The following is a 20157-nucleotide window of genomic DNA, read 5'->3' on the forward strand; positions in this document are numbered from 1 at the left end:
GTGGACATGACCGGGGAAGCGTCGGACGCGTTCACGTACAACGGCGGCATCGTCGAGCCGGGTGAGACGCAGAACATCAGGTACGGAATCAGCGAGACGTATCTTGGCGACCCGGTACGCATTCCCGTCACGATAATCAACGGCGAGTACCCCGGCCCCACGATATTCCTTTCGGCGGCGGCCCACGGCGACGAACTTAACGGTATCGAAGTCGTCCGCGAGGTGGCCCACGAGTGGAACCACGACGACCTCCACGGAACCATCGTCTGTCTCCCCGTGCTGAACGTCCCCGGCTTCCTCGCCCAGCAGCGCTACCTCCCCATCTACGACCGCGACCTGAACCGCTCGTTCCCCGGCCGCGAGGACTCGACGAGCGCGAAGCGGATGGCGGCCCAGATATACCGCAACTTCATCGAGCCGTGCGACCTCGGCATCGACTTTCACACGTCCACGCGCGGTCGAACGAACATGCTCCACGTCAGAGCCGACATGGAGCATCCGGAGGTGGCTCGGCTGGCCCGCGCGTTCGGGTCGAACGTCCTCATCTCCTCCGAAGGACCGTCCGGAACGCTCCGCCGGGAGGCGACCGAGGGCGGCGCGCCGACCATCACCATCGAGATGGGCGAGGCACACCGGTTCCAGCGCCACTTCATCGACCAGGCGCTGGAAGGCGTGATGAGCGTCTTCGCGGAGTACAACGTCCACCCGGACGACCCGGTGAAGTGGCCCGGTTGGCGGACGATCATCGACGACGAGAAGGAGAAGACGTGGCTCCGCGCCGACGCGGGCGGACTGGTGGAGATGCACTACGACCGCGGCTCGCTCGTTTACGAGGGGACGCCCATCTGCACCATCACGAACCCGTTCAAAACCGAGAGCGAGTCGGTCACGGCACCGTTCACCGGACTGCTCGTGGGCGTCTTAGAGAACCCGGTAGTGTATCCGGGCAACCCCATCTGCCACATCGTCGAACTGAACGCCGACACGCGCCGGGCGCTGAAGCACGACCGGGCGCGGGCGGAGTCCGAAGGGGACGTACAACCGCCGGGCTACGTCGGCACACCGGAACCGGCGGAGCAGTGAACCGGCGAACAGCGCTTCGGCGAGTTCGCTCGCGGACGACCGGCGCGCGGCGGACGGCGGTTCGACCGCGATAACGTCCGGCGGTTCCACCGCTCAACGCCGTCCGCGGTTTTTGCGGCAGACCAAAGGCAGGTAGTAACTTCTATTTGTCCCCGGTTCCGACCATCGAACTGGTATGAGTCAATCGTACAACCGAGGCCTCATCGAGGACTTCGGCCGGTGGCGCGAGTTCACGGCCGGGATGTGGGCCTGGATATTCCACAAATTCACGGGGTGGGTGCTCATCGGCTACCTGTTCACGCACATCGCCGTGCTGAGCACCGCCACCGCCGGTGATACGGTCTACACCGATACACTTCAGGGCCTCGAAGGTCTCCTCATCGTTCGGGTCATGGAGGTCGGCCTGCTCGCCGTCGCCGTCTTCCACATCATCAACGGCGTCAGACTGCTCTTCGTCGACCTCGGCGTGGGCCTCGAATCGCAGGACAAAAGCTTCTACGTCTCGCTCGTTGTGACCGCCGTCATCGTGTTGGCGAGCGTTCCGACGTTCATGCAGGGGGCGTTCGGCTGATGGCGGAGCGCTACTCCTCGTTTCGGAGCGGGAGCCTTCCGTGGCTCCTCCAGCGCGTCACGGCGGCGTTCCTCGTCGTGGTGCTGGCGTTCCACTTCTTCCTGCTCCACTTCGTCCACCACCCCGCGAACATCGAGTTCGCGGGCACGCAGGCCCGGATGTCCCAGTGGGGCTACTTCCTCACCATGACGCTCTTCCTCATCACCGCGACGTTCCACGGTGTGAACGGCGTCTACGCCGCCCTGCTGAATCAGGGCCTCACGGGCGGTCAGAAGACCGCCGTCAAGTGGGTGCTCGTCGTCGCCGGCGTGCTGCTCGCCGCGCAGGGAACCTACGTCGCACTCGTCATGAACGGAATGATATCATGAGCACGCAACTACCCGAAGAATCGGAGTCCGAGACGGAAGCAGAGCGCACCGAGACCCCCGGCGACCGCAGACGGGCCGAGAAGCGATCCCGTCAGCGGCAGTCCTCCGGGGCGCAGGAGTCCGCCGAGGCGGACGAGGAGACCATCCACCTCAAGGTGTTCCGCTACGACCCGGAAATCGAGGGGAAGATGGAACCTCGGTTCGACGACTTCCACGTCCCCTTCACGAAGGGGATGACCGTCCTCGACGCGCTGATGTACGCCCGCGACCGCTTCGACACGACGCTGACCTTCCGACACTCGTGTCGACAGGCCATCTGCGGGAGCGACGCGCTGTTCATCAACGGCCGACAGCGACTCGGCTGCAAGACCCAGATTTCGGAGATGGACGAGCCGGTTCGCGTCGAACCGCTCCCGCACGCCGAGGTCGTCAAGGACCTCGTCGTGGACATGGAGCACTTCTACGACCAGATGCACTCGGTCGAGCCGTACTTCCAGACGGACGAGGAACCGAGCGACGAACTGGAAGAGCAGCGCCAGTCGCGCGCGAACCGCGAGAAGATCAAGATGTCCACGCGCTGCATCTGGTGCGGCGCGTGCATGTCCTCGTGCAACATCGCGGCGGAGGACAACCAGTACCTCGGCCCGGCGGCGCTGAACAAGGCGTACCGGTTCGCCATGGACGAGCGAGAGGGCGAGCGGTCGCGCGAGCACCGGTTCGAGATTCTCGACCAGGAACACGGCGTCTGGCGGTGCCAGACCCAGTTCTCCTGCACGAACGTCTGTCCGAAGGACATCCCGCTGACCGAGCACATCCAGGAGCTCAAGCGCGAAGCGGTGAAGAACAACCTCAAGTTCTGGTAAGGCAAACTCAGAGACAATGTACGAACACGACGTAATCGTCGTCGGTGCTGGCGGTGCCGGGCTCCGTGCGGCCATCGCGGCCCACGAGGAGGGGGCGGACGTCGCCCTCGTTTCGAAGCTCCACCCCGTGCGAAGCCACACCGGCGCGGCGGAAGGCGGTATCAACGCGGCGCTTCGGCAGGGCGACTCGTGGGAAGACCACGCCTACGACACGATGAAGGGGTCGGACTACCTCGGCGACGCCCCGGCCATCGAGACGCTCTGTCAGGACAGCCCGGAGGAGACGATTCAGCTCGAACACTGGGGGATGGCGTTCTCGCGCGAGGAGGACGGCCGGGTCTCCCAGCGACCGTTCGGCGGCCTCTCGTTCCCGCGGACGACCTACGCGGGGGCGGAGACCGGCCACCACCTGCTCCACACGATGTACCAGCAGGTGGTCAAGCGCGGCATTCAGGTGTACGACGAGTGGTACGTCAGCCGACTCGCCGTCACGAACCACGACGACACCGAGGAGCGCGAGTGCCACGGCGTCGTCGCCTACGACATCAAGTCGGGCAACGTGGAGGGATTCGTCGCCCGGAACGGCGTCATCCTGACCACGGGCGGTCTCGGACAGGTGTACGACCACACGACGAACGCGGTGGCGAACACGGGCGACGGGGCCGCGATGGCCTACCGGGCGGGCGTTCCGCTGGAGGACATGGAGTTCATCCAGTTCCACCCGACGACGCTCCCCTCGACCGGCGTGCTCATCTCCGAGGGCGTGCGCGGGGAGGGCGGTATCCTCTACAACAATGAGGGCGAGCGGTTCATGTTCGAACACGGCTACGCCAACAACGTCGGCGAACTCGCGTCCCGCGACGTGGTCGCCCGCGCGGAACTGACCGAGGTGAACGAGGGGCGCGGTATCGAAGACGAGTACGTCCACCTCGACATGCGCCACCTCGGCGAGGAGCGCATCATCGACCGCCTCGAAAACATCCTCCACCTCGCGGAGGACTTCGAGGGCGTCAACGCGCTCGAGGAGCCCATGCCCGTCAAACCCGGCCAACACTACGCGATGGGCGGCGTCGAGACGGACGAGAACGGCGAGACGTGCATCTCGGGGCTGTACGCCGCGGGCGAGTGCGCCTGCGTCTCGGTGCACGGCGCGAACCGTCTCGGCGGGAACGCCCTGCCGGAACTCATCGTCTTCGGCGCTCGCGCCGGTCGGCACGCCGCGGGCGCGGACTTCGGCCCGGCGAAGATAACGACCGGGAAGACCGCCGACACCGAACTCGGCGAGGTCGAAACGCCGGTCGAACCGGGGGCCGTCGACGCCGGGGACGGCGACGCGGTGGCGGACGGCAGCGGAACCGCGCTCGTCGACCCGACGCAGACCGTCGAGTCGGCGCTGGAGGCGGAGCGCGCCCGCGTCGAACACCTGCTCGAGAAGGATGAGGGCGTTCAGCAGGCCGAACTTCGCGCGAAACTCCAGCGGTCGATGACGCAGAACGTCAACGTCTTCCGGAACGAGGAGGGTCTCGAACAGGCCCTCCGCGACATCCGCGAGGTGCGCGAGGAGTACCAGGACGTGTACGTCAACGACCCCTCGCGGACGTACAACACCGACCTCATCCAGACCATCGAGATGCGGAACCTTCTCGACCTCGCGGAGGCCATCACGCTCGGCGCGCTCGCTCGCGACGAGTTCCGCGGTGCCCACTGGCGCGAGGCCCACCAGGAGCGCAAGGACGAGCAGTGGCTCAAGCACACGCTCCTCTCGTGGAACGACGGGACGCCTGAACTCTGGTTCAAGCCCGTCATCCTCGAAGGCGAAGAGAAGGAGTACGAACCGAAGATTCGAAGCTACTAGAGCCGACGTTTCGTCCGCTGCTTTTCCCTGACGCTATCCCGCGAGCCCGAGCGCCGAGAGCAGGTCGACGCTCCACCCCATCGCGTCGACGACCTTGTAGCCGAGGTAGATGCCGACGATACCCATCACGCCGGGGAGTTCCGGCGGGGCGGGAATCGGCACGCCGAGAAACTTGAAGAACGCGCCGGTGAGCAGTCCGGTCAGCAGTGCGAAGGCTGTTAGAGCGAGGTTCATCGGTAACCCCACTGCGCACAGAACCGTGAAAAGTCGTTCGAAGTCAGCGGTGTTGCGACAGCGTTCGCGCCGCCGAGAGCGGCATCGAGATCCACGCGTCGTCTCGCGTCACGTCCGCGATGACGGCCAGTTCGTCGCCGTTGTCGTCCTCGTCGACGGCGAACATGACGTCGTCTGCGAGCTGTGCCTCGGTGTCGTCGATTGCGCGTGTCCAGTTCAGGGTAATCACCGTGATTCGACTCGGTCCTCTCCGGGGGACTCGTCCGAGTCTGGAACGCAAACCCCCTTTGTTATGTAGCGCCATCTGACCCGGTAGCCGGGGCTTACCGCCGCTCTTTCTCGCGTTCAGCGGTTCAACGACCGATATCGGTCGCGCCGTCGTCCGCCGACGAGTACGCGCTGGATAACAAAGTACCGTTCCGGATTACGTCGTTCACGGACTGATTTCGATGTCGTTCGGAGAACAGAAGACGAGACAGCACCGCACGAAAACGAATCGTTCGAGGCGCGTATGAGCCACGGAACGACCGAATCCTGGCTGAGCCGAATCACCCGACCGGTGTTCGAACTCCCCGCCGACCTCGTGGGAGTCGTCGTCGCGGTCGCGGCGGTCGCGTTCACGCTCGCGCAGTCGGGCGTGCGCGGGACGCCGGTCGCCGTCGCGCTGGGGCTTCCGTTCGTCCTCTTCGCGCCCGGATACGCCCTCGTCTCCCTCCTGTTTCCGGGGACGGGACCGTCTCGTCGCTCGGGGTGGACGAGTCCGGCGAGGGTGCGACGCGAGGGAATCACGCCGGGCGAGCGCGCGGCGCTCTCGTTCGGCGGGAGTCTCGCGCTCGTCCCGGTGCTCGCGCTCTCCCTCTCGCTCGCCAGCGTTCCGTTCGAACCGCTTCCCGTCCTCGTCGCCGTCTTCGGTCTCACGCTCACCCTCTCGGTGTTCGCGGCGCTTCGTCGCGGCAACGTCCCCGCCGAGGACCGATTCGGCGTTTCGTTTCGGACCGGCGCTTCTCGACTTCGCGCCGCGCTCTTCGGCGCGGAGTCGAGTGCCGACGTCGCGCTGAACGTCGTGCTCGCGCTGTCGGTGGTGGTCGCGCTGTCCGCGGTCGGGTTCGCCTTCGCCGCGCCGCAGGACGGCGAGCGGTTCTCGCGGTTGTCGCTGCTCGAGCGGGAGGGCGGGAAGTTCGTCACCGCCAAGAATCCGGAACCGTTCGAGGTTGGCGAGACGAAACCGGTGCACGTCGCCGTCGATAATCGCGAGGGGAAGTCGGTCGAGTACACCGTCGTCGTCCAACTCCAGCGCGTCGAACAGCGGCCGGACGGGAGCGCCCGCGTCGTCGACCGGGTGGAGTTGGACCGACTCAGCCACCGCGTGGCGGCCGGCGAGTCGTGGCGAACCCGCTACGCTATCAGCCCGACGATGGCCGGGGAGAACCTTCGACTGCAGTTCCTGCTCTACAAGGGCGATCCGCCCGCAAACCCGACGACGAGCAACGCCGACGAACACGCCCACCTCTGGATCGACGTGGCAACATAATGTGGCCGTGGGAACATCTCGCGTTCGGCTATCTCCTCTACTCGGCGTACAGCCACGTCGTCGCCGGTCGGTCGCCGCGGAGCGACGCCGTCGTCGTCCTCGGGTTCGCCACCCAGCTCCCCGACCTCGTGGACAAACCGCTCGCGTGGTCGCTCGCGGTGCTGCCGAGCGGTCACTCGCTGGCGCACTCGCTCGTCTCCGCGCTTCCGCTCTCGGCGTTGGCGCTCGCGCTCGCGCACCGCGCGCGCCGAACCGACATCGGCGTCGCGTTCGCGGTCGGCTACCTCTCGCACCTCGCGGGCGACGTGATATATCCAGTCGCGGTCGGCAAAGAGCCGTCGCTCGAATTTCTGCTGTGGCCGCTCGTTCGCGTCCCGGCCGACCGGACGGGCGCGGGCTTTCTGGCCCGATTTCGGGACTACTTCGGGGACTACCTCACCTACCTCGACGACCCTGCCCTGACGGGCTACCTCGCGCTCGAACTCGGACTCTTTCTCGCCGTCTTCGCCCTCTGGCTGTTCGACGGGATGCCGGGCGTCCCGAGAAAGGTCGCCGTCACGCGCCGGTAATCGGAACCGGCGTCGATTTCGAAGGAGAGTCGATTCTGGGAACCAGGTCGGAGTAGCGGCGGGACTCCCGTGCGGTCGGTTCCCGCGCCGCGCTCGGAGCGGTCGAGTCCGGGCGTCGACGCTTCCGTCTGTTCCGGTCAGGTCTATTCCGACGAGCGTCGGGCGGACCGCGAAAATACCGAGGGCACCGCCGGCGGACGGCGTTCCCGCCGCGGTTCGGGTGTCGGGGATCGTACCCGACCGTCACCTGAATCGCTTGTACACGTCCGTCAGCAGGTTCATCATCCGCGTGCCGCGCTCCAAACTGTAGTAGCGCACGAGTCCGGGGTTGAACTTCGCCTTGTAGCCGCAGAGTCGGCGCTCGTTCGCGCCCACGAGGTCGTAGCGCGGGATGCCTTCGGCCATCGCGTCGCGCATGATCGCCCAGTCGACGAGGTCGTTGACGGGCACGTCGCGGGTGTGTTTCGCGCCGCCCTGCCACCGGTAGACCCGCGAATCGTCCGCCAGCGCTATCATCCCGCCCGCGAACTCGCCGTCCACGTCGCAGACGTACGGTCGAACCGCCCCGTCCGGAAGTTCTCGGTAGAGGTCGACGGCGAACTCGGGCGAGAGGCGGTACGGTTCGCCCTGCTCGTCGTGGCGGGCCGCCACCTGCCGAATAATCCGACGGATCGCCTGCGGCCCGCCGAGGCGGATGTCGTAGCGATCCTCGTCGGTTCGGGTGTTGCTCCGGGCGTCGCCGCTGAAACTGGACAGGACGCTCTCCTCCCCGGGCGTCAGGTCGACCTCGTAGGTGTGGCGCGGCAGCACGTCGAAGTCGTTCCACTCGAACGGGCGGATGTCCTCGTACCGTCCGCCCGTCCTGACGTGGACGTACTTCGGACCGAACTCGCGGTCCAGCCAGTCGAGACAGCCGTCGACGAATCGCCGATGCCTGCGCTCCGCCTTCCGCCGCTTCAGCTTCTCCATGTTCAACAGCAGCGGGCCGAGGTGGGGAAGCCAGAGGTTCGGCGGCGGCGAGAAGGCGGCCGTAACGCCCCCCTTCGAGATGGTGAAGGCGGGGAACAGACCGACCGGTTCCTGTCCTTTGAAGCCGACGAGGGGGTGGAACGTCGCTCCGGCGTGCTCGGCCTGCACTTCGAGGGCCGCCAGCCGGTGGAACACGTCGCCCTGCGGCGAGCGATCCACGTAGTCGTTCCAGCGTTCGAGGTCGTCCGCCCGTTCCACTCTGATGCCGTTGTTCTCTATCGTAATGCTCATTCGAGATATCCGAGATCCGCGAGTCGCGCTTCCACGCGCTCGTCGTCGGTTTCGACCGTCTCGCCCGCGTCGTACGCGGGGTAGCTCTGCTCGCCCGCCGGCTCGACGACCGGGAGGACGCGTCCGTCCATCCGGTCGCTCGCGGGGACGTCGAACGTCGCCAGGATCGTCGGAGCCACGTCGAAGAGGTGGGCGCCCGCGCAGGTCGCGTCCGAGTCGATTTCCGCGCCCGCCACCGCGAAGATTCCGTTCAGCTTGTGGTTCCACGGCTCCCGCGGGGGACCGAACCGGCGACCCCGCAGTTGCGCGGAGAGGAACTGGTCGAACTCGGCGGGAACGCACACCACGTCCACCGCGTTCTCGCTATACGGACCGTCGAAGAACGCTTCGCGCGGGGCCACCGTCTCGAAGACGGGACGGCCGTCCGGCGTGCGAACGCTCCCTAGCTTCTCGACCAGTTCCGCGCGCACCTCCTCGTACCGCTCGGGTGGGACGACGCCATCGGGTTCGCGCCCTTCGAGGTTGATGCGGACGCCGCACTCGATTCGGTCGCGCATGTAGGCGACCGAGTTAGAGAAATCGACCTGCTCCGTTGCGGCGCGGATGAAATCCTCCGGAACGTGCTTGACGACGAACTCGTCCAACCCGGCGCGTTCGAGGACGGCCCCGATTCGCTGGCTGGTGATTCCGACGCGCGCGGCGGTCGCCAGCCCGCGCTCCGCCCAGCCTCGTTCGCGGGGGGAACTCTCCTTCCCGCGCTGCAACTGATTGCTCGCGATGGTCGACCACGAGGGCATCCCCTCGCCGCCGCGAACCGTCTCGACGTACCCTTCCTCGCGCAGGAAGTCGTTGACGCGGAACTCGTAGCCCGCGTACTCGCCGATACCGTGGTCGCTGGCGACCACGACCGTGTCGGGGTCGCAGGCGTCGAGAATCTCGCCGACCTGTTCGTCGACCGCCTCGTAGACGGCTCGCGCCACACCGTCCTCGCCGGGGTGTTCGTGAAACACCGTGTCGGTGCTCTGGAACTGGACGAACCCGAAGTCCGGGTCGAATCGGTCGGCGAGGTAGCGAAACGCCTCGCCGCGCATCGTCACGAGGCGACGGTACCACTCGACGGACTCGTCGAGCGGGAGGTTCCGCGGCGGGTAGACGCGGTAGTCGCCGATCTCGTTCCGTACTTCTTCCAGCAGTCCTTCGGGGTAGCAGGTCGGATTCTCGGGGGCGGTGTACCCCGGCAGAATCGCACCGTCGAACGCTCGGGGCGGATGGGTTACGGGCGCGTTGACGACGACGCTCGAGTGGCCGTGTCGGTCGAGGAGCTCCCAAAGGGTGTGTTCGCGAACGCGAGTCGCGTTCACCACGTCCCAGTCGTACCCGTCGAAGTCGAGAAATCCGAAGACGCCGTGTTTGCCGGGATTCGTCCCGGTGTACATCGAAGGCCACGCGCTGGGCGTCCACGGCGGAATTTGCGATTCCAGCGGCCCGGACGACCCCTCGGCGAATATCGACCGCAGATGCGGGAGCGCCCCGTCCTCGAACAGCGGATCGAGGACGGACCGGCACCCGGCGTCGATGCCGACGAGAAGTGTCTTTATCTGACAGTCCATGCTGTAACGGAAAACCCTACCCGAAGCCTTTGTTATGCGCTCGTTTCCGGCGTCGTAGCTCGGTCGTACCCCGGATATCGCCGCCGAACGGAAGTTCGGTTGGAACGGTCTGCAACGGTGAGCCACGGTGAATTTCTCGCTCGCTTTCGGTTCGAGTGAACGGTACGGATCGGTTATTGCGGCGTAAGCGCCGCTTGTCCCCCGCCCCGGCGCTCGCGCCGAACTCGCCCGCCGTCGCGGCGGGCGGTGACGAAGGGGAACCGTAATTTACTTAAATAAGTATGATAGCATTGAATTCGCAGTGGCACGCGACGGCGGCGCGCGGGTGACCGAAACGACGGTTGTCGGTTCGGCGAACGTCGGGCAGCGAGACGATTTCCGCGACGAACGCGGTTCGAGGTGCGACACCGCGGAGACGCCCGGGAACGAAGACGCGTTTTGCGGCCGATTTCGAAACCGCGGAACCGAGTGGAACCGTGAGCAACGGAGGCGGTAAGGAACCGTTGCCGAGCGAAAGCGGTCCTTTCTTCTGCCGGTCTGACGACAGCATTGGGTCTTAAATCTCGTCCTTTGCATTGAGACTGAATCGAAATCTACTTAAATCGGTAATGTGGCATTGAATCCATGGCACGCGACGAGACGGCACGCGATTCACCAGAAATGGGTCTCTTGAACCGACGTTCGTACCTCCGCTTCGCGGGCGCGACCGCGGCGGCGTTCGCTGCCGGGGCGACGGGCGCTGCGAGCGCGGCGGAGTACCGAACCATCACCGTTTCGGCGGGCGAAACGCGAAACATCGACGTCGGCGACGGCGAGACGTTCGAGAACGTCCTCATCGACATGACCGCGGACGGCGCGTCGGCGCTCATTACCACCAGCGGCTCCGGCTGGACGATTCGGAACGTCGGCTTCAAGGGGATCCACCCGGGCGGGCACTACCTTCTGAACCCCGGCGTCTCCGACCCAGAGGGAACCGCGCTCGTGGAGAACCTCTACATGGGCGACGGACAGGTCGCCGGTTCCGACAGCGGCGGTATCTGGCTCAACGCGAACCTGCCCCACCGCGGCACCATCACCTTCCGCAACGTCCACGTCGCGGGGATGATCGACAACGGGCTGTACGGTTCCGGTCCGGGCGCGCAGGGGTACGGCGGCAACCTCCACGTCGAGTCGTCGTACTTCAAGGCGAACACCATCTCGAATGTCCGCCTCAACGCGAAGGACCGACCCTGCCGGGTCGTCGACACGGTCGTCGATTCGCGGGGGAACAAACCCTGCCGAACCGGCTGTTCGGCCCCCGGTTCGACCAACACCCGCGCGGTCTGGTCGTGGTACGGCGAGACCCACCTCCGCAACTGCGACATCCTCGGCGACATCACCTCGGTCAAGGGCGGGTCGGTCACGCAGACGAACACCCGAACCGGCGACGCGGCCGACCTGACGCCGCCGAAGGCCGTTCCGATGTCCGCGGAGCAGGCCGCGAGCGGCGCGGGCGGTTCCGGCGGCGGTTCGGGTGGCCGTTCGAACGGCGGTTCGAACGGGAGTTCGAGCGCCGAGTCGGGCAACCGCACGCAGCGCGTCCAGCAGAAGAAGGCGAAAGCGCGAGGGTTCCCGAACGTCCTGAGCATCTCAAGTTCCGACGCCTCGACGGAGACGACCTACGAGTTCGGCGTCTCCGGCGAGGTCGAAAAGTCCACCGACCGCGGAGCGTCGAAGGACGACGAGGACTCGGTCGGCGGCACCGTCACGGGGGCGGTCGCCGGCGGCACCGACAGCTATCGATTCTCCGGGACGCTCGCGACGTTCAGTCTCGACGGGAAGGCGACCGTCTTCCTCAACGGCGAGCGAATCGCGCCGGGGAACCGCGGCCTCCCGGAGACCATCGTCGTCGACGGCAGCGCCGACCCCACCGACTCCAGCACCTACTCCTTCGACGTGAGCGGCGCGGTGAAGAAGGACGGGGACCTCGGCTCGGTGAACTCGTTCGACACGGTTTCCGGCACGCGAGTGAAAGGGCGGGTCATCGACGGCAAGGACGGGTATCGCTTCTCCGGCGACCTGAACCGCCTCGAAGTCGACGGAAAGGTGCTCGTCCAGATCGGCAAAGAGGGTGGAAAATGAATCGACTTCGGTGGGAACGCGTCGCGTCCGACCCGGACCTCGAAGGCGACCTCGGCTACGAACTCGACGAGTGGGAGGTGATCCGAGCGCGGAAGCACGGAACTGGTCACCTCATGTTCCTCCCGAAGGACGAGGAGATGCTCCGCGACGACGCGTTCATCCTCGCGGACGCCGATTCGGTCTGTAACGTCGAACACCGGCAGTAATTACTGCCCTTCGGCGCGCCGTAGCTCCGGCGGCGTTCCCTGCACGGTTCGCCGCCGGTAGTAGAGGTACTGGCCGATGGCCGAGAGCGCGTACGCGACGAGAATTATCACCGCGACCGCCAGCCCGGAGAGAAGCGAGAGCGGATATATCTCGAACCAGACGCCGACGACGAGCGCGATGCTTCCGAACGAGAGCGCGAGGTAGTAGCGGTCCCACGGAATCTCCGGTTGCGACACGTCGCCGAGATACGAATCGAGTTCGCGGGCGCGCCGCGAGAGGTGCACGTTGCCCGCCTCGCGTTCGTACTCGACGATTCCGGCGTCGTCGAGTTTCGGGAGATGCGTCTGGTAGAGCGAGATGTAGACGCGCTTTCGTTGCTCGCTCGTCAACCCGCTCGGCGTGGTGTCGTTCTCCCACGCCGCGACCTGGTCGGTCAGGTCGGACAGTTCGACGGTTCCCCCCTCCCGCCGAAGGAAGTAGAGCGCGTATCGCCGTCGAGGGCTCTTCAGCACCTCGAACACCTGATCCTGCGAGAGTTCGGAACTAGCCATCGTGGGGAGACGGAGCTTGTCGCTCACTCATCGAAACCAATACACCCCCGTTCGAGTACGTGACCACCCTGTAGTCACGGATGCCACCACCGCATACACCGGCTATCGCCCCTTCTCCACTTTGTTACCCCGGTACTGTTTCCCGGTAGCGTCGCCATACACGCCCCGGACGGAAGCGTACGCCGATATTTCGCCCGCGTAACGTTCGTTACGGCGATTCGAACGACGGTGAAGGGACTAGCCGCGAACTACCACCCGCCAAGGAGCGTATAACAAAGAGGACTGGTAGGCATGGAAGGGATAACGCCTGTCCGCCGCGTTCGCGGCGGAATCGGGCTGTTCACAACCCAACCTATGAACTCACTACCAACCACTGACACGCCCTGCGACCCGTGTCCCCGAAGGGGTGGTCGTCGGTGACCGAACCGAAGAGTCGAGACCGGAACGTCCACCCGGACGCAACGGTTGGCTACGCGTACGCCGACGACTCGACACCGCCGGTCATCGGTGACGACGCGACCATCCGGTCGGGGACGGTTATCTACGACGACGTGACCATCGGCGACGGTTTTGCGACCGGTCACGGCGCGCTCGTTCGAGAAGAGACGGTCATCGGCGACGACGTGATCGTCGGAACGAACGCGGTCGTCGACGGGCGGACGACTATCGGTTCGCGCGTGAGCATGCAGACGAACGTTTACGTGCCGACGAACACCACCATCGGCGACCGCGTGTTCGTCGGTCCCTCCGCCACCTTCACCAACGACCCCTACCCGATTCGGCGGGACGAGGAACTCGAGGGGCCGACGCTCGAAGACGACGTATCGGTCGGCGCGAACGCCACCCTCCTGCCCGGCATCACGATCGGCGAGGGAGCGTTCGTCGCCGCCGGTGCCGTCGTGACGGACGACGTTCCGCCCGGCACGCTCGCCGTCGGCGCGCCCGCCGAGCACCGCCCGCTTCCGGAGCGACTGCGAGGAGGGAACGAGATTTGATTCCCATCGCCGACCCGGAGTTGGGCGACGAGGAGATCGAGGCGACCGTCGCGTGCATCGAGGACGGTCAGCTCGCGGACGGCCCGGAGGTTCGAGCGTTCGAGGAGGAGTTCGCTGCCTTCTGCGACGCCGATTTCGGCGTCGCCGCGAGCAACGGGACGACCGCCCTCCACGCCGCCTTCGCGGCGCTCGACATCGGCTCCGGCGACCGCGTCGTCACCTCGCCGTTCTCGTTCGTCGCCAGCGCGAACGCGATTCGACTCGCCGGGGCGGAACCGGTCTTCGCCGACGTCGACCCGGAGACGTTCAACCTCGACCCCTACGCCGCGGAGGAGGCGGTTCGAGAGCACGACGCGGACGCCATCCTCGCGGTGCACCTCTACGGCCTCCCGGCGGAGATGGATCACCTCGGGGATATCGCGGAGACCCACGACCTCGCGCTGGTCGAGGACGCCGCGCAGGCGCACGGCGCCGAGTACGACGGGCGCAAAGTGGGTTCGTTCGGCGACGCGGCGTGTTTCTCGTTCTACCCGACGAAGAACATGACCACCGGGGAAGGGGGGGTGGTGACGACCGACCGGTCGGACGTGGCGGATCGAGCGGCGAGTTTCGTCAACCACGGCCGACCGATGGGCGAGGGCGGGTGCAGCTCGTACGACCACGTCCGCCTCGGCCACAACTTCCGGATGACGAGCGTGGCGGCGGCCATCGGCCGCGTCCAACTGTCGCGCCTGCCGAGGTACAACGAGGCGCGGCGAACCAACGCGGGCTACCTCACCGACAGGCTCCGAGACTCGTCGGTCCGGACGCCGTTCGAACCGGACGACCGTCGGCACGTCTACCACCAGTACACCGTCCGAACGGACGACCGCGAGGGGCTTCGGAGCCACCTCGAGGAGGAGGGAGTCGGAACCGGCGTCTACTACCCGACGCCCATCCACGAACAGCCAGCCTACCAGCACGTCGACCACGACGCCCCGGTCGCGGAGCGCGCTTCGAGGGAGGTACTCTCCCTCCCGGTGCATCCCGGCCTGTCGGGCGACGACGTGCGAACCATCGTTTCAGCTATCACGAGCTATGAGTGAACCAGTCAACGCGGCGGTCGTCGGCGTCGGAAGCATGGGTCGACACCACGCTCGCGTCTACAGCGAACTACCGAACGTACGGCTCGTCGGCATCCACGACGTGGACGAGGAGCGGGCGGCGGAAGCGGCCCGCGACCACGGAACACGAGCGGTCTCCATGGAGACCGCGGTCGACGAGGCGGACGTCATCTCCATCGCCGTCCCGACGCCGTACCACTACGAGATGGCTCGAAAGTGCATCGAGGGCGGGGTTCACGTCCTCGTCGAGAAACCCTTCGTGGCCGACGTGGACGACGGGCGCGACCTGCTGACGCGCGCCGAGGAGGCGGGCGTGACGGTGCAGGTCGGTCACATCGAGCGGTTCAACCCGGCGATTCGGACGCTCTCCGAAATCGTCTCCGACTTGGACATCATCGCCATCGACGCCCAGCGACTCGGTCCACCCCCGGCGGGTCGGGCGGTGGACGTGAGCGCGGTGATGGATCTGATGATACACGACCTCGACGTGCTCCTGTCCGTCGTGGACGACGACATCAGCTCCGTCGCCGCGGTCGGGACGCGGGACAACCGCTACGCCAGCGCGAGCATCCAGTTCGACGGGGGCGTCGTCGCCGGTCTCACCGCGAGTCGGGTGACCCAGGAGAAGGTGCGAAAGCTCTCCATCACGGCGGAGAACTGCCGGGTGAACGTCGATTACACCGATCAGTCGGTCGAGATCCACCGCCACTCCCTGCCGGAGTACATCGAGGACAACGGAGACCTGCGCTACCGTCACGAGAGCATCGTCGAGCGCCCGACCGTCGAGAACGGCGAACCGCTGAAGAACGAACTCCGGTCGTTCGTGCGGAGCGCGACCACGGGCGCGACGCCCGTGGTCACCGGCGAAGACGGTCTCCGCGTGCTGGAACTCGCCCGGAAGATAGACGGCTTGGCGTCCGACATGCGGGAGACGGAGGTGCGTCTCGGGTGAGCCTGCGGGAGCTACAGACGCTCTACGCGAGCGACGCGAGCGCCGCCGACCAGCGCGAGGCGTTCCGAACCGGCGAGATTCCGGTCGCCGTGTACGGACTCGGCAAGATGGGCCTCCCGCTCGCGGCGGTGTACGCCGAGACGTGCGACAACGTCGTGGGTGCGGACGTCGATTCGGACGTGGTGGAGACCGTCAACCGGGGCGACTGCCACGTCAAGCGCGAACCGGGACTCGCCGAACTGATCGCCGAGACGGTCGAATCGGGGGCGCTTCGCGCGGTCGATTCGCCGACCGAGGCGGCGAGCGCGGCGTCCGTCCACGTCGTCATCGTCCCGACGCCCATCACCGACGAGCGCGACCCCGACCTGGACATCCTCCGATCGGTCGCCGGCGACATCGCGGACGGTCTCGACCCCGGCGACCTCGTCGTGGTCGAGTGCACGGTGCCGCCGAGGACGACCCGCGACGAACTGCTCCCGCTGTTGGAGGCGGAGAGCGGCCTCTCGCGGGGGGAGTTCGGCGTGGCGGTGTGTCCGGAGCGAACTTCCAGCGGTCGCGCCCTGCGGGACATCCGCGGCGCGTACCCGAAGGTCGTCGGTGGAGTGGACGACGAGAGCACCCGGGTCGCCGAGCTCATTTACGGCGAACTCACCGACAACGAGGTCATCTCGGTGCCCAACGCGACCACCGCGGAGGCGGTGAAGGTGTTCGAGGGCGTCTACCGCGACGTGAACATCGCGCTGGCGAACGAACTCGCCGCGATCGCCGACGACGCGGGCGTCGACGTGAACGGGGCCATCGAGAAGGCGAACACCCAGCCCTTCTGCGACATCCACGAACCGGGGCCAGGCGTCGGGGGGCACTGCATCCCGTACTACCCCTACTTCCTCATCGAGCGGTTCGACGCCGACTTCCCGCTGCTTCGAACCGCCCGCGAGGTGAACGACTCGATGCCGGCCTTCACGGTCGAGAAGGTCGCCGAACTGCTGGCCGACGAAGGGAAGTCGGTCGCCGACGCGCGCGTCCTGGTGCTCGGGCTGACCTACCGGCCCGGCGTCGAGGAGACGCGGGCGACCCCGGCGCGACCCATCTGCGCCAACCTGACCGAGCGCGGCGCGTCGGTGTTCGCGGTCGACCCCGTGCTGGACGACGCGGAGGGGTTCGACGCCGAGAAACTCCCGCTCGAATCGCTGACGGACCGCGAGTTCGACGCCGCGGTGCTCGTGACCGACCACGAGGAGTTCGCGGGTATCGACTGGTCCGCCTTCGACCCGATGGTCGTCGTGGACGGGCGGAACACCCTCGACCTCTCGCGGTCTTCTCACCGCGTCTACACCATCGGAGGTGACTGAATGTACGAGGGCAACACCGTCGCCGTGGTCGTTCCGGCGTACAACGAGGAGGGATTCGTCGGGCGCGTCATCGACACCGTTCCGAACTTCGTCGACCGCGTGTACGCCGTGGACGACTGCTCGACCGACGGGACGTGGGAGGAGATTCGCGAACACGCCGAGCAGGCCGCCCCGGTCGCGGACGGCGGCGCGGTTGCCACCGAGGCGTTCGACCGGCGGGTCGTTCCGATTCGCCACTCGGAGAACCGCGGCGTCGGCGCTGCCATCAAGACCGGCTACCGCCGCGCCTGCGAGGACGGCATCGACGTGACCGCGGTGATGGCCGGCGACGGCCAGATGGACCCCGAGATGCTGTCGCGCATCATCCAGCCCGTCGTCGACGGGCGGGCCGACTACGCGAAGGGTAATCGGCTCTCGACGCCCGGATTCCGGGAGGGGATGTCGCCGTGGCGGAGCTTCGGCAACTGGCTCCTGACCTTCCTCACGAAGGTGGCCAGCGGCTACTGGACCATGGTCGACCCGCAGAACGGCTACACCGCCATCTCGGGGCGGGCGCTGTCGGCGCTCGACATCGAGGACGTGTACGACGACTACGGCTTCGCCAACGCCCTGCTGATACGGCTGAACGTCCACGAGATGCGCATCGCCGACGTGACGATGCCCGCGGTGTACGGCAACGAACATAGCACCATCAGGTACTCCACGTTCGTCCCGAAGCTCTCGGCGCTGCTCCTGTGGGGGTTCCTCTGGCGGCTGAAGGCGAAGTACCTCGTCAGGGACTTCCACCCCCTCACGTTCCTCTACGGCCTCGGGACGGTCGGGGTCGGCGCGGGGGCGCTCTCCCTGCTTCGGCGGCGACGAGAGGGGAGCGACGGGGTGACCGCGGCGCTGCTCGGCGGCGCGTGTCTCGCGCTGGCGATGGTGTTCGACCGGGCGGAGAACGAGCACTTGGAGGTACGCGACGAATGAAGGTGCTCACCGTGGTCGGCGCGCGCCCACAGTTCGTGAAAGCCGCCGCCGTCTCGCGAGAACTCCGGCGCGACCACGATGAACTGCTCGTCCACACCGGTCAACACTACGACGACGAACTCTCGGCGGTGTTCTTCGACGAACTCGACATCCCGCGACCCGACGCCAACCTCGGCGTCGGGTCGGACTCGCACGGGAGACAGACCGCCGCGATGCTCTCGGGGCTCGAAGCGAAAATCGAGGCCGAGAAGCCGGACGCGGTGCTCGTCTACGGCGACACCAACTCGACGCTCGCGGCGGCCATCGCGGCGTCGAAGATGGAACCGCCCCTCGCGCACGTCGAAGCCGGGATGCGGAGCGGGAGCGACATCCCGGAGGAGACCAACCGCGTGCTCACCGACCACGCCGCCGACCTCCTGCTCGCTCCCTCGCCGGACGCCCTCGAAAACCTCGCCGACGAGGGGCTCTCGGAGGGCGTCCACTTCACGGGCGACGTCGGCTACGACGCCCTGCTGTGGGCGCGGGAGCGCGCCGACCGAAGCGTCCTCTCCGATTTCGGCGTCGCGGACGAGGAGTTCGTCCTCGCCACCGTCCACCGGGACACGAACGCCGACGACCCGGAACGCCTCGAAGCCATCGTGGGTGCGCTGGCGGACGACCCGCGTCCGGTCGTCCTCCCGGCGCACCCCCGGACGGTCGCGCGACTCGAGGAGTTCGGCCTGTACGAGACGGCGGAGCGCGACCTGACGCTGACCGAACCGGTCGGCTACCGCCAGTTCGTCGCCCTGCTCGACGCTGCGAGCGTCGCGGCGACCGACTCGGGCGGCGTCCAGAAGGAGGCGTTCTTCCTCGACACGCCCTGCGTCACGCTCCGCGAGGAGACCGAGTGGGTCGAGACGGTCGAGAGCGGGTGGAACGCGCTGGTCGGCGCCGACGCGGCGGCGATTCGGGAGGCGCTCGCGGACGCGACGACCCCCGACGAGAAGCCCGCGCCGTACGGCGACGGGAACGCGGCGAAGCGGATCGTGGAGGTGCTCTCCGATGTTGCCTGATTACGAGTTCGAACTCTGTCTCACGCACGACGTCGACCGACCGTACAAGGGATTGCAGGCCCCGTACTACGCGCTGGCGGATAGGGATCCGAAACACCTCTCCTCGCTCCTCCCGGGCGTCAACCCGTGGTGGCAGTTCGAGGAGATAATGGAACTCGAGGAGTCGCTCGGCGTGCGCTCCGCCTTCTACTTCCTGCAGGAGGAGTCCATCTTCCGGAAATCGCCGGCGAAGTGGCTCGCGCCGCGCTACTGGGTCGAGCACCTCGGTCGGTACGACCTCTTCGACACCGACATCCTCGACGTGCTCCACGACCTGGACGACGGCGGTTGGGAGGTCGGTCTCCACGGTTCCTACGACTCCTACGACGATCCCGAGGCGCTCCGCGAACAGAAGGCGGCGCTGGAGGCCGCGTTGGGCCACCGGATTCGCGGCGGCCGCCAACACCACCTTAACCGCGCCGACTCGACGTGGAAGCACCACGCCGACATCGGTCTCGAGTACGACGCGTCGCTCGGGTCGAGCACCGACTGCGGGTTTCAGCACGGCTACGAGGTGAAACGACCGTTCGACGACGATTTCCTCGTCTTCCCGCTCACCGCGATGGACATCGCGGTGCCCGACCCCGGCACCGAGTTCGACCGGGCGTGGGAGACGTGCGAGAACCTGCTGGCGGAGGCGGCGGCGAACGACGCGGTCATGACCGTCCTCTGGCACCCGCGGATGTTCGCCGAGGAGTTCCCCGGCCACCGACGCCTCTATCGCCGCCTCATCGAGGCGGCGATTTCGATGGGCGCGTGGGTCGGACCGCCGGCCGACCTCGCCGACCGCATCGCGCCCCCGAATCGGAGACCCGCCGGCGCGGCGGGTCTCCGCCGAACGTAGCCCCCGCCTGAACCGACATCGACCGCTC

Annotated in this window: 22 protein-coding genes; 17 read left to right on the top strand and 5 right to left on the bottom strand. The window is 66.9% G+C overall.

From position 1 onward, the window contains the following. Positions 1–6: 6 nt before the first annotated feature. The 5 genes from LIX00_RS15105 to LIX00_RS15125 all read left to right on the top strand — a co-directional run bounded on the left by LIX00_RS15105 (position 7) and on the right by LIX00_RS15125 (position 4740). Positions 7–1083 carry a succinylglutamate desuccinylase/aspartoacylase family protein gene (locus tag LIX00_RS15105; protein ID WP_227354018.1) on the top strand — a complete coding sequence of 359 codons (1077 nt, stop codon included), beginning with the start codon at positions 7–9 and terminating at the stop codon, positions 1081–1083. A 175-nt stretch (positions 1084–1258) separates the two neighbouring features. Next, positions 1259–1654, top strand: coding sequence for a succinate dehydrogenase, cytochrome b556 subunit (gene sdhC, locus LIX00_RS15110; RefSeq protein ID WP_227354019.1), 396 nt, complete (start codon positions 1259–1261; stop codon positions 1652–1654). After that, on the top strand, positions 1654–2022 hold the full coding sequence (locus LIX00_RS15115) for a succinate dehydrogenase hydrophobic membrane anchor subunit (RefSeq protein WP_227354020.1): 369 nt from the start codon (positions 1654–1656) through the stop codon (positions 2020–2022). Before sdhC ends, LIX00_RS15115 begins: the two co-directional genes overlap by 1 nt. After that, complete coding sequence (locus LIX00_RS15120; RefSeq protein ID WP_227354021.1) at positions 2019–2885, top strand: succinate dehydrogenase/fumarate reductase iron-sulfur subunit; 867 nt, start codon at positions 2019–2021, stop codon at positions 2883–2885. Before LIX00_RS15115 ends, LIX00_RS15120 begins: the two co-directional genes overlap by 4 nt. A gap of 16 nt (positions 2886–2901) precedes the next feature. Beyond that, complete coding sequence (locus tag LIX00_RS15125; RefSeq protein WP_227354022.1) at positions 2902–4740, top strand: FAD-binding protein; 1839 nt, start codon at positions 2902–2904, stop codon at positions 4738–4740. Positions 4741–4773: 33 nt separating this feature from the next. Here the strand turns inward: LIX00_RS15125 and LIX00_RS15130 are convergent, their stop codons facing one another. Together LIX00_RS15130 and LIX00_RS15135 are read right to left on the bottom strand one after the other, a co-directional pair. Then, complete coding sequence (locus tag LIX00_RS15130) at positions 4774–4974, bottom strand: XapX domain-containing protein (protein WP_227354023.1); 201 nt, start codon at positions 4972–4974, stop codon at positions 4774–4776. 43 nt (positions 4975–5017) lie between these two features. Then, entirely contained in the window at positions 5018–5203 is a 186-nt protein-coding gene (locus LIX00_RS15135) for a DUF7556 family protein (protein WP_227355722.1), read from the bottom strand. Between the two features lie 282 nt (positions 5204–5485). Here LIX00_RS15135 and LIX00_RS15140 point away from each other — a divergent pair, with 282 nt between their 5' ends. Both LIX00_RS15140 and LIX00_RS15145 read left to right on the top strand, forming a co-directional pair. After that, entirely contained in the window at positions 5486–6505 is a 1020-nt protein-coding gene (locus tag LIX00_RS15140) for a DUF1616 domain-containing protein (protein WP_227354024.1), read from the top strand. Further along, positions 6505–7074 (top strand): metal-dependent hydrolase, encoded by a 570-nt coding sequence (locus tag LIX00_RS15145; RefSeq protein ID WP_227354025.1) that lies wholly within the window; start codon positions 6505–6507, stop codon positions 7072–7074. The genes LIX00_RS15140 and LIX00_RS15145 overlap by 1 nt, the downstream gene beginning before the upstream one ends. 243 nt (positions 7075–7317) lie before the next feature. On the opposite strand, the gene LIX00_RS15150 is transcribed toward LIX00_RS15145, so the two are convergent. Together LIX00_RS15150 and LIX00_RS15155 are read right to left on the bottom strand one after the other, a co-directional pair. Beyond that, positions 7318–8334: a lipid II:glycine glycyltransferase FemX gene (locus LIX00_RS15150; RefSeq protein ID WP_227354026.1), complete on the bottom strand. Its 1017-nt coding sequence runs from the start codon at positions 8332–8334 to the stop codon at positions 7318–7320. Continuing rightward, positions 8331–9944 (bottom strand): alkaline phosphatase family protein, encoded by a 1614-nt coding sequence (locus LIX00_RS15155; protein ID WP_227354027.1) that lies wholly within the window; start codon positions 9942–9944, stop codon positions 8331–8333. The genes LIX00_RS15150 and LIX00_RS15155 overlap by 4 nt, the downstream gene beginning before the upstream one ends. A gap of 301 nt (positions 9945–10245) precedes the next feature. Between LIX00_RS15155 and LIX00_RS15160 the strand changes: the two genes are divergently transcribed. The 3 genes from LIX00_RS15160 to LIX00_RS15170 all read left to right on the top strand — a co-directional run bounded on the left by LIX00_RS15160 (position 10246) and on the right by LIX00_RS15170 (position 12271). Continuing rightward, on the top strand, positions 10246–10440 hold the full coding sequence (locus LIX00_RS15160; RefSeq protein WP_227354028.1) for a hypothetical protein: 195 nt from the start codon (positions 10246–10248) through the stop codon (positions 10438–10440). Between the two features lie 128 nt (positions 10441–10568). After that, on the top strand, positions 10569–12065 hold the full coding sequence (locus LIX00_RS15165) for a hypothetical protein (protein ID WP_227354029.1): 1497 nt from the start codon (positions 10569–10571) through the stop codon (positions 12063–12065). Then, positions 12062–12271 carry a hypothetical protein gene (locus tag LIX00_RS15170; RefSeq protein WP_227354030.1) on the top strand — a complete coding sequence of 70 codons (210 nt, stop codon included), beginning with the start codon at positions 12062–12064 and terminating at the stop codon, positions 12269–12271. The genes LIX00_RS15165 and LIX00_RS15170 overlap by 4 nt, the downstream gene beginning before the upstream one ends. Here the strand turns inward: LIX00_RS15170 and LIX00_RS15175 are convergent, their stop codons facing one another. Beyond that, complete coding sequence (locus tag LIX00_RS15175) at positions 12272–12823, bottom strand: DUF7344 domain-containing protein (protein WP_227354031.1); 552 nt, start codon at positions 12821–12823, stop codon at positions 12272–12274. Positions 12824–13239: 416 nt separating this feature from the next. Between LIX00_RS15175 and LIX00_RS15180 the strand changes: the two genes are divergently transcribed. From LIX00_RS15180 to LIX00_RS15210, 7 genes are read left to right on the top strand one after another with little or no spacing between them, the layout of a single operon-like run. After that, on the top strand, positions 13240–13818 hold the full coding sequence (locus LIX00_RS15180) for an acyltransferase (RefSeq protein WP_227354032.1): 579 nt from the start codon (positions 13240–13242) through the stop codon (positions 13816–13818). After that, the gene (locus LIX00_RS15185) at positions 13815–14903 is read left to right on the top strand and encodes a DegT/DnrJ/EryC1/StrS family aminotransferase (RefSeq protein WP_227354033.1); all 1089 of its coding nucleotides are present in this window, start codon (positions 13815–13817) and stop codon (positions 14901–14903) included. The genes LIX00_RS15180 and LIX00_RS15185 overlap by 4 nt, the downstream gene beginning before the upstream one ends. Then, positions 14896–15873 (top strand): Gfo/Idh/MocA family protein, encoded by a 978-nt coding sequence (locus LIX00_RS15190; protein ID WP_227354034.1) that lies wholly within the window; start codon positions 14896–14898, stop codon positions 15871–15873. The genes LIX00_RS15185 and LIX00_RS15190 overlap by 8 nt, the downstream gene beginning before the upstream one ends. After that, a complete protein-coding gene (locus tag LIX00_RS15195) occupies positions 15870–17225 on the top strand; it encodes a nucleotide sugar dehydrogenase (RefSeq protein WP_227354035.1) in 1356 nt (451 codons plus the stop codon). The genes LIX00_RS15190 and LIX00_RS15195 overlap by 4 nt, the downstream gene beginning before the upstream one ends. Beyond that, positions 17226–18194: a glycosyltransferase family 2 protein gene (locus LIX00_RS15200; protein WP_227354036.1), complete on the top strand. Its 969-nt coding sequence runs from the start codon at positions 17226–17228 to the stop codon at positions 18192–18194. Next, positions 18191–19246: a non-hydrolyzing UDP-N-acetylglucosamine 2-epimerase gene (gene wecB / locus LIX00_RS15205; protein ID WP_227354037.1), complete on the top strand. Its 1056-nt coding sequence runs from the start codon at positions 18191–18193 to the stop codon at positions 19244–19246. Before LIX00_RS15200 ends, wecB begins: the two co-directional genes overlap by 4 nt. Continuing rightward, entirely contained in the window at positions 19236–20129 is an 894-nt protein-coding gene (locus LIX00_RS15210; protein WP_227354038.1) for a polysaccharide deacetylase family protein, read from the top strand. Before wecB ends, LIX00_RS15210 begins: the two co-directional genes overlap by 11 nt. Positions 20130–20157 lie beyond the last annotated feature (28 nt).

Origin of the sequence: Haladaptatus salinisoli (genome assembly GCF_020614375.1) — an archaeon.
GTDB classification, from domain to species: domain Archaea; phylum Halobacteriota; class Halobacteria; order Halobacteriales; family Haladaptataceae; genus Haladaptatus; species Haladaptatus salinisoli.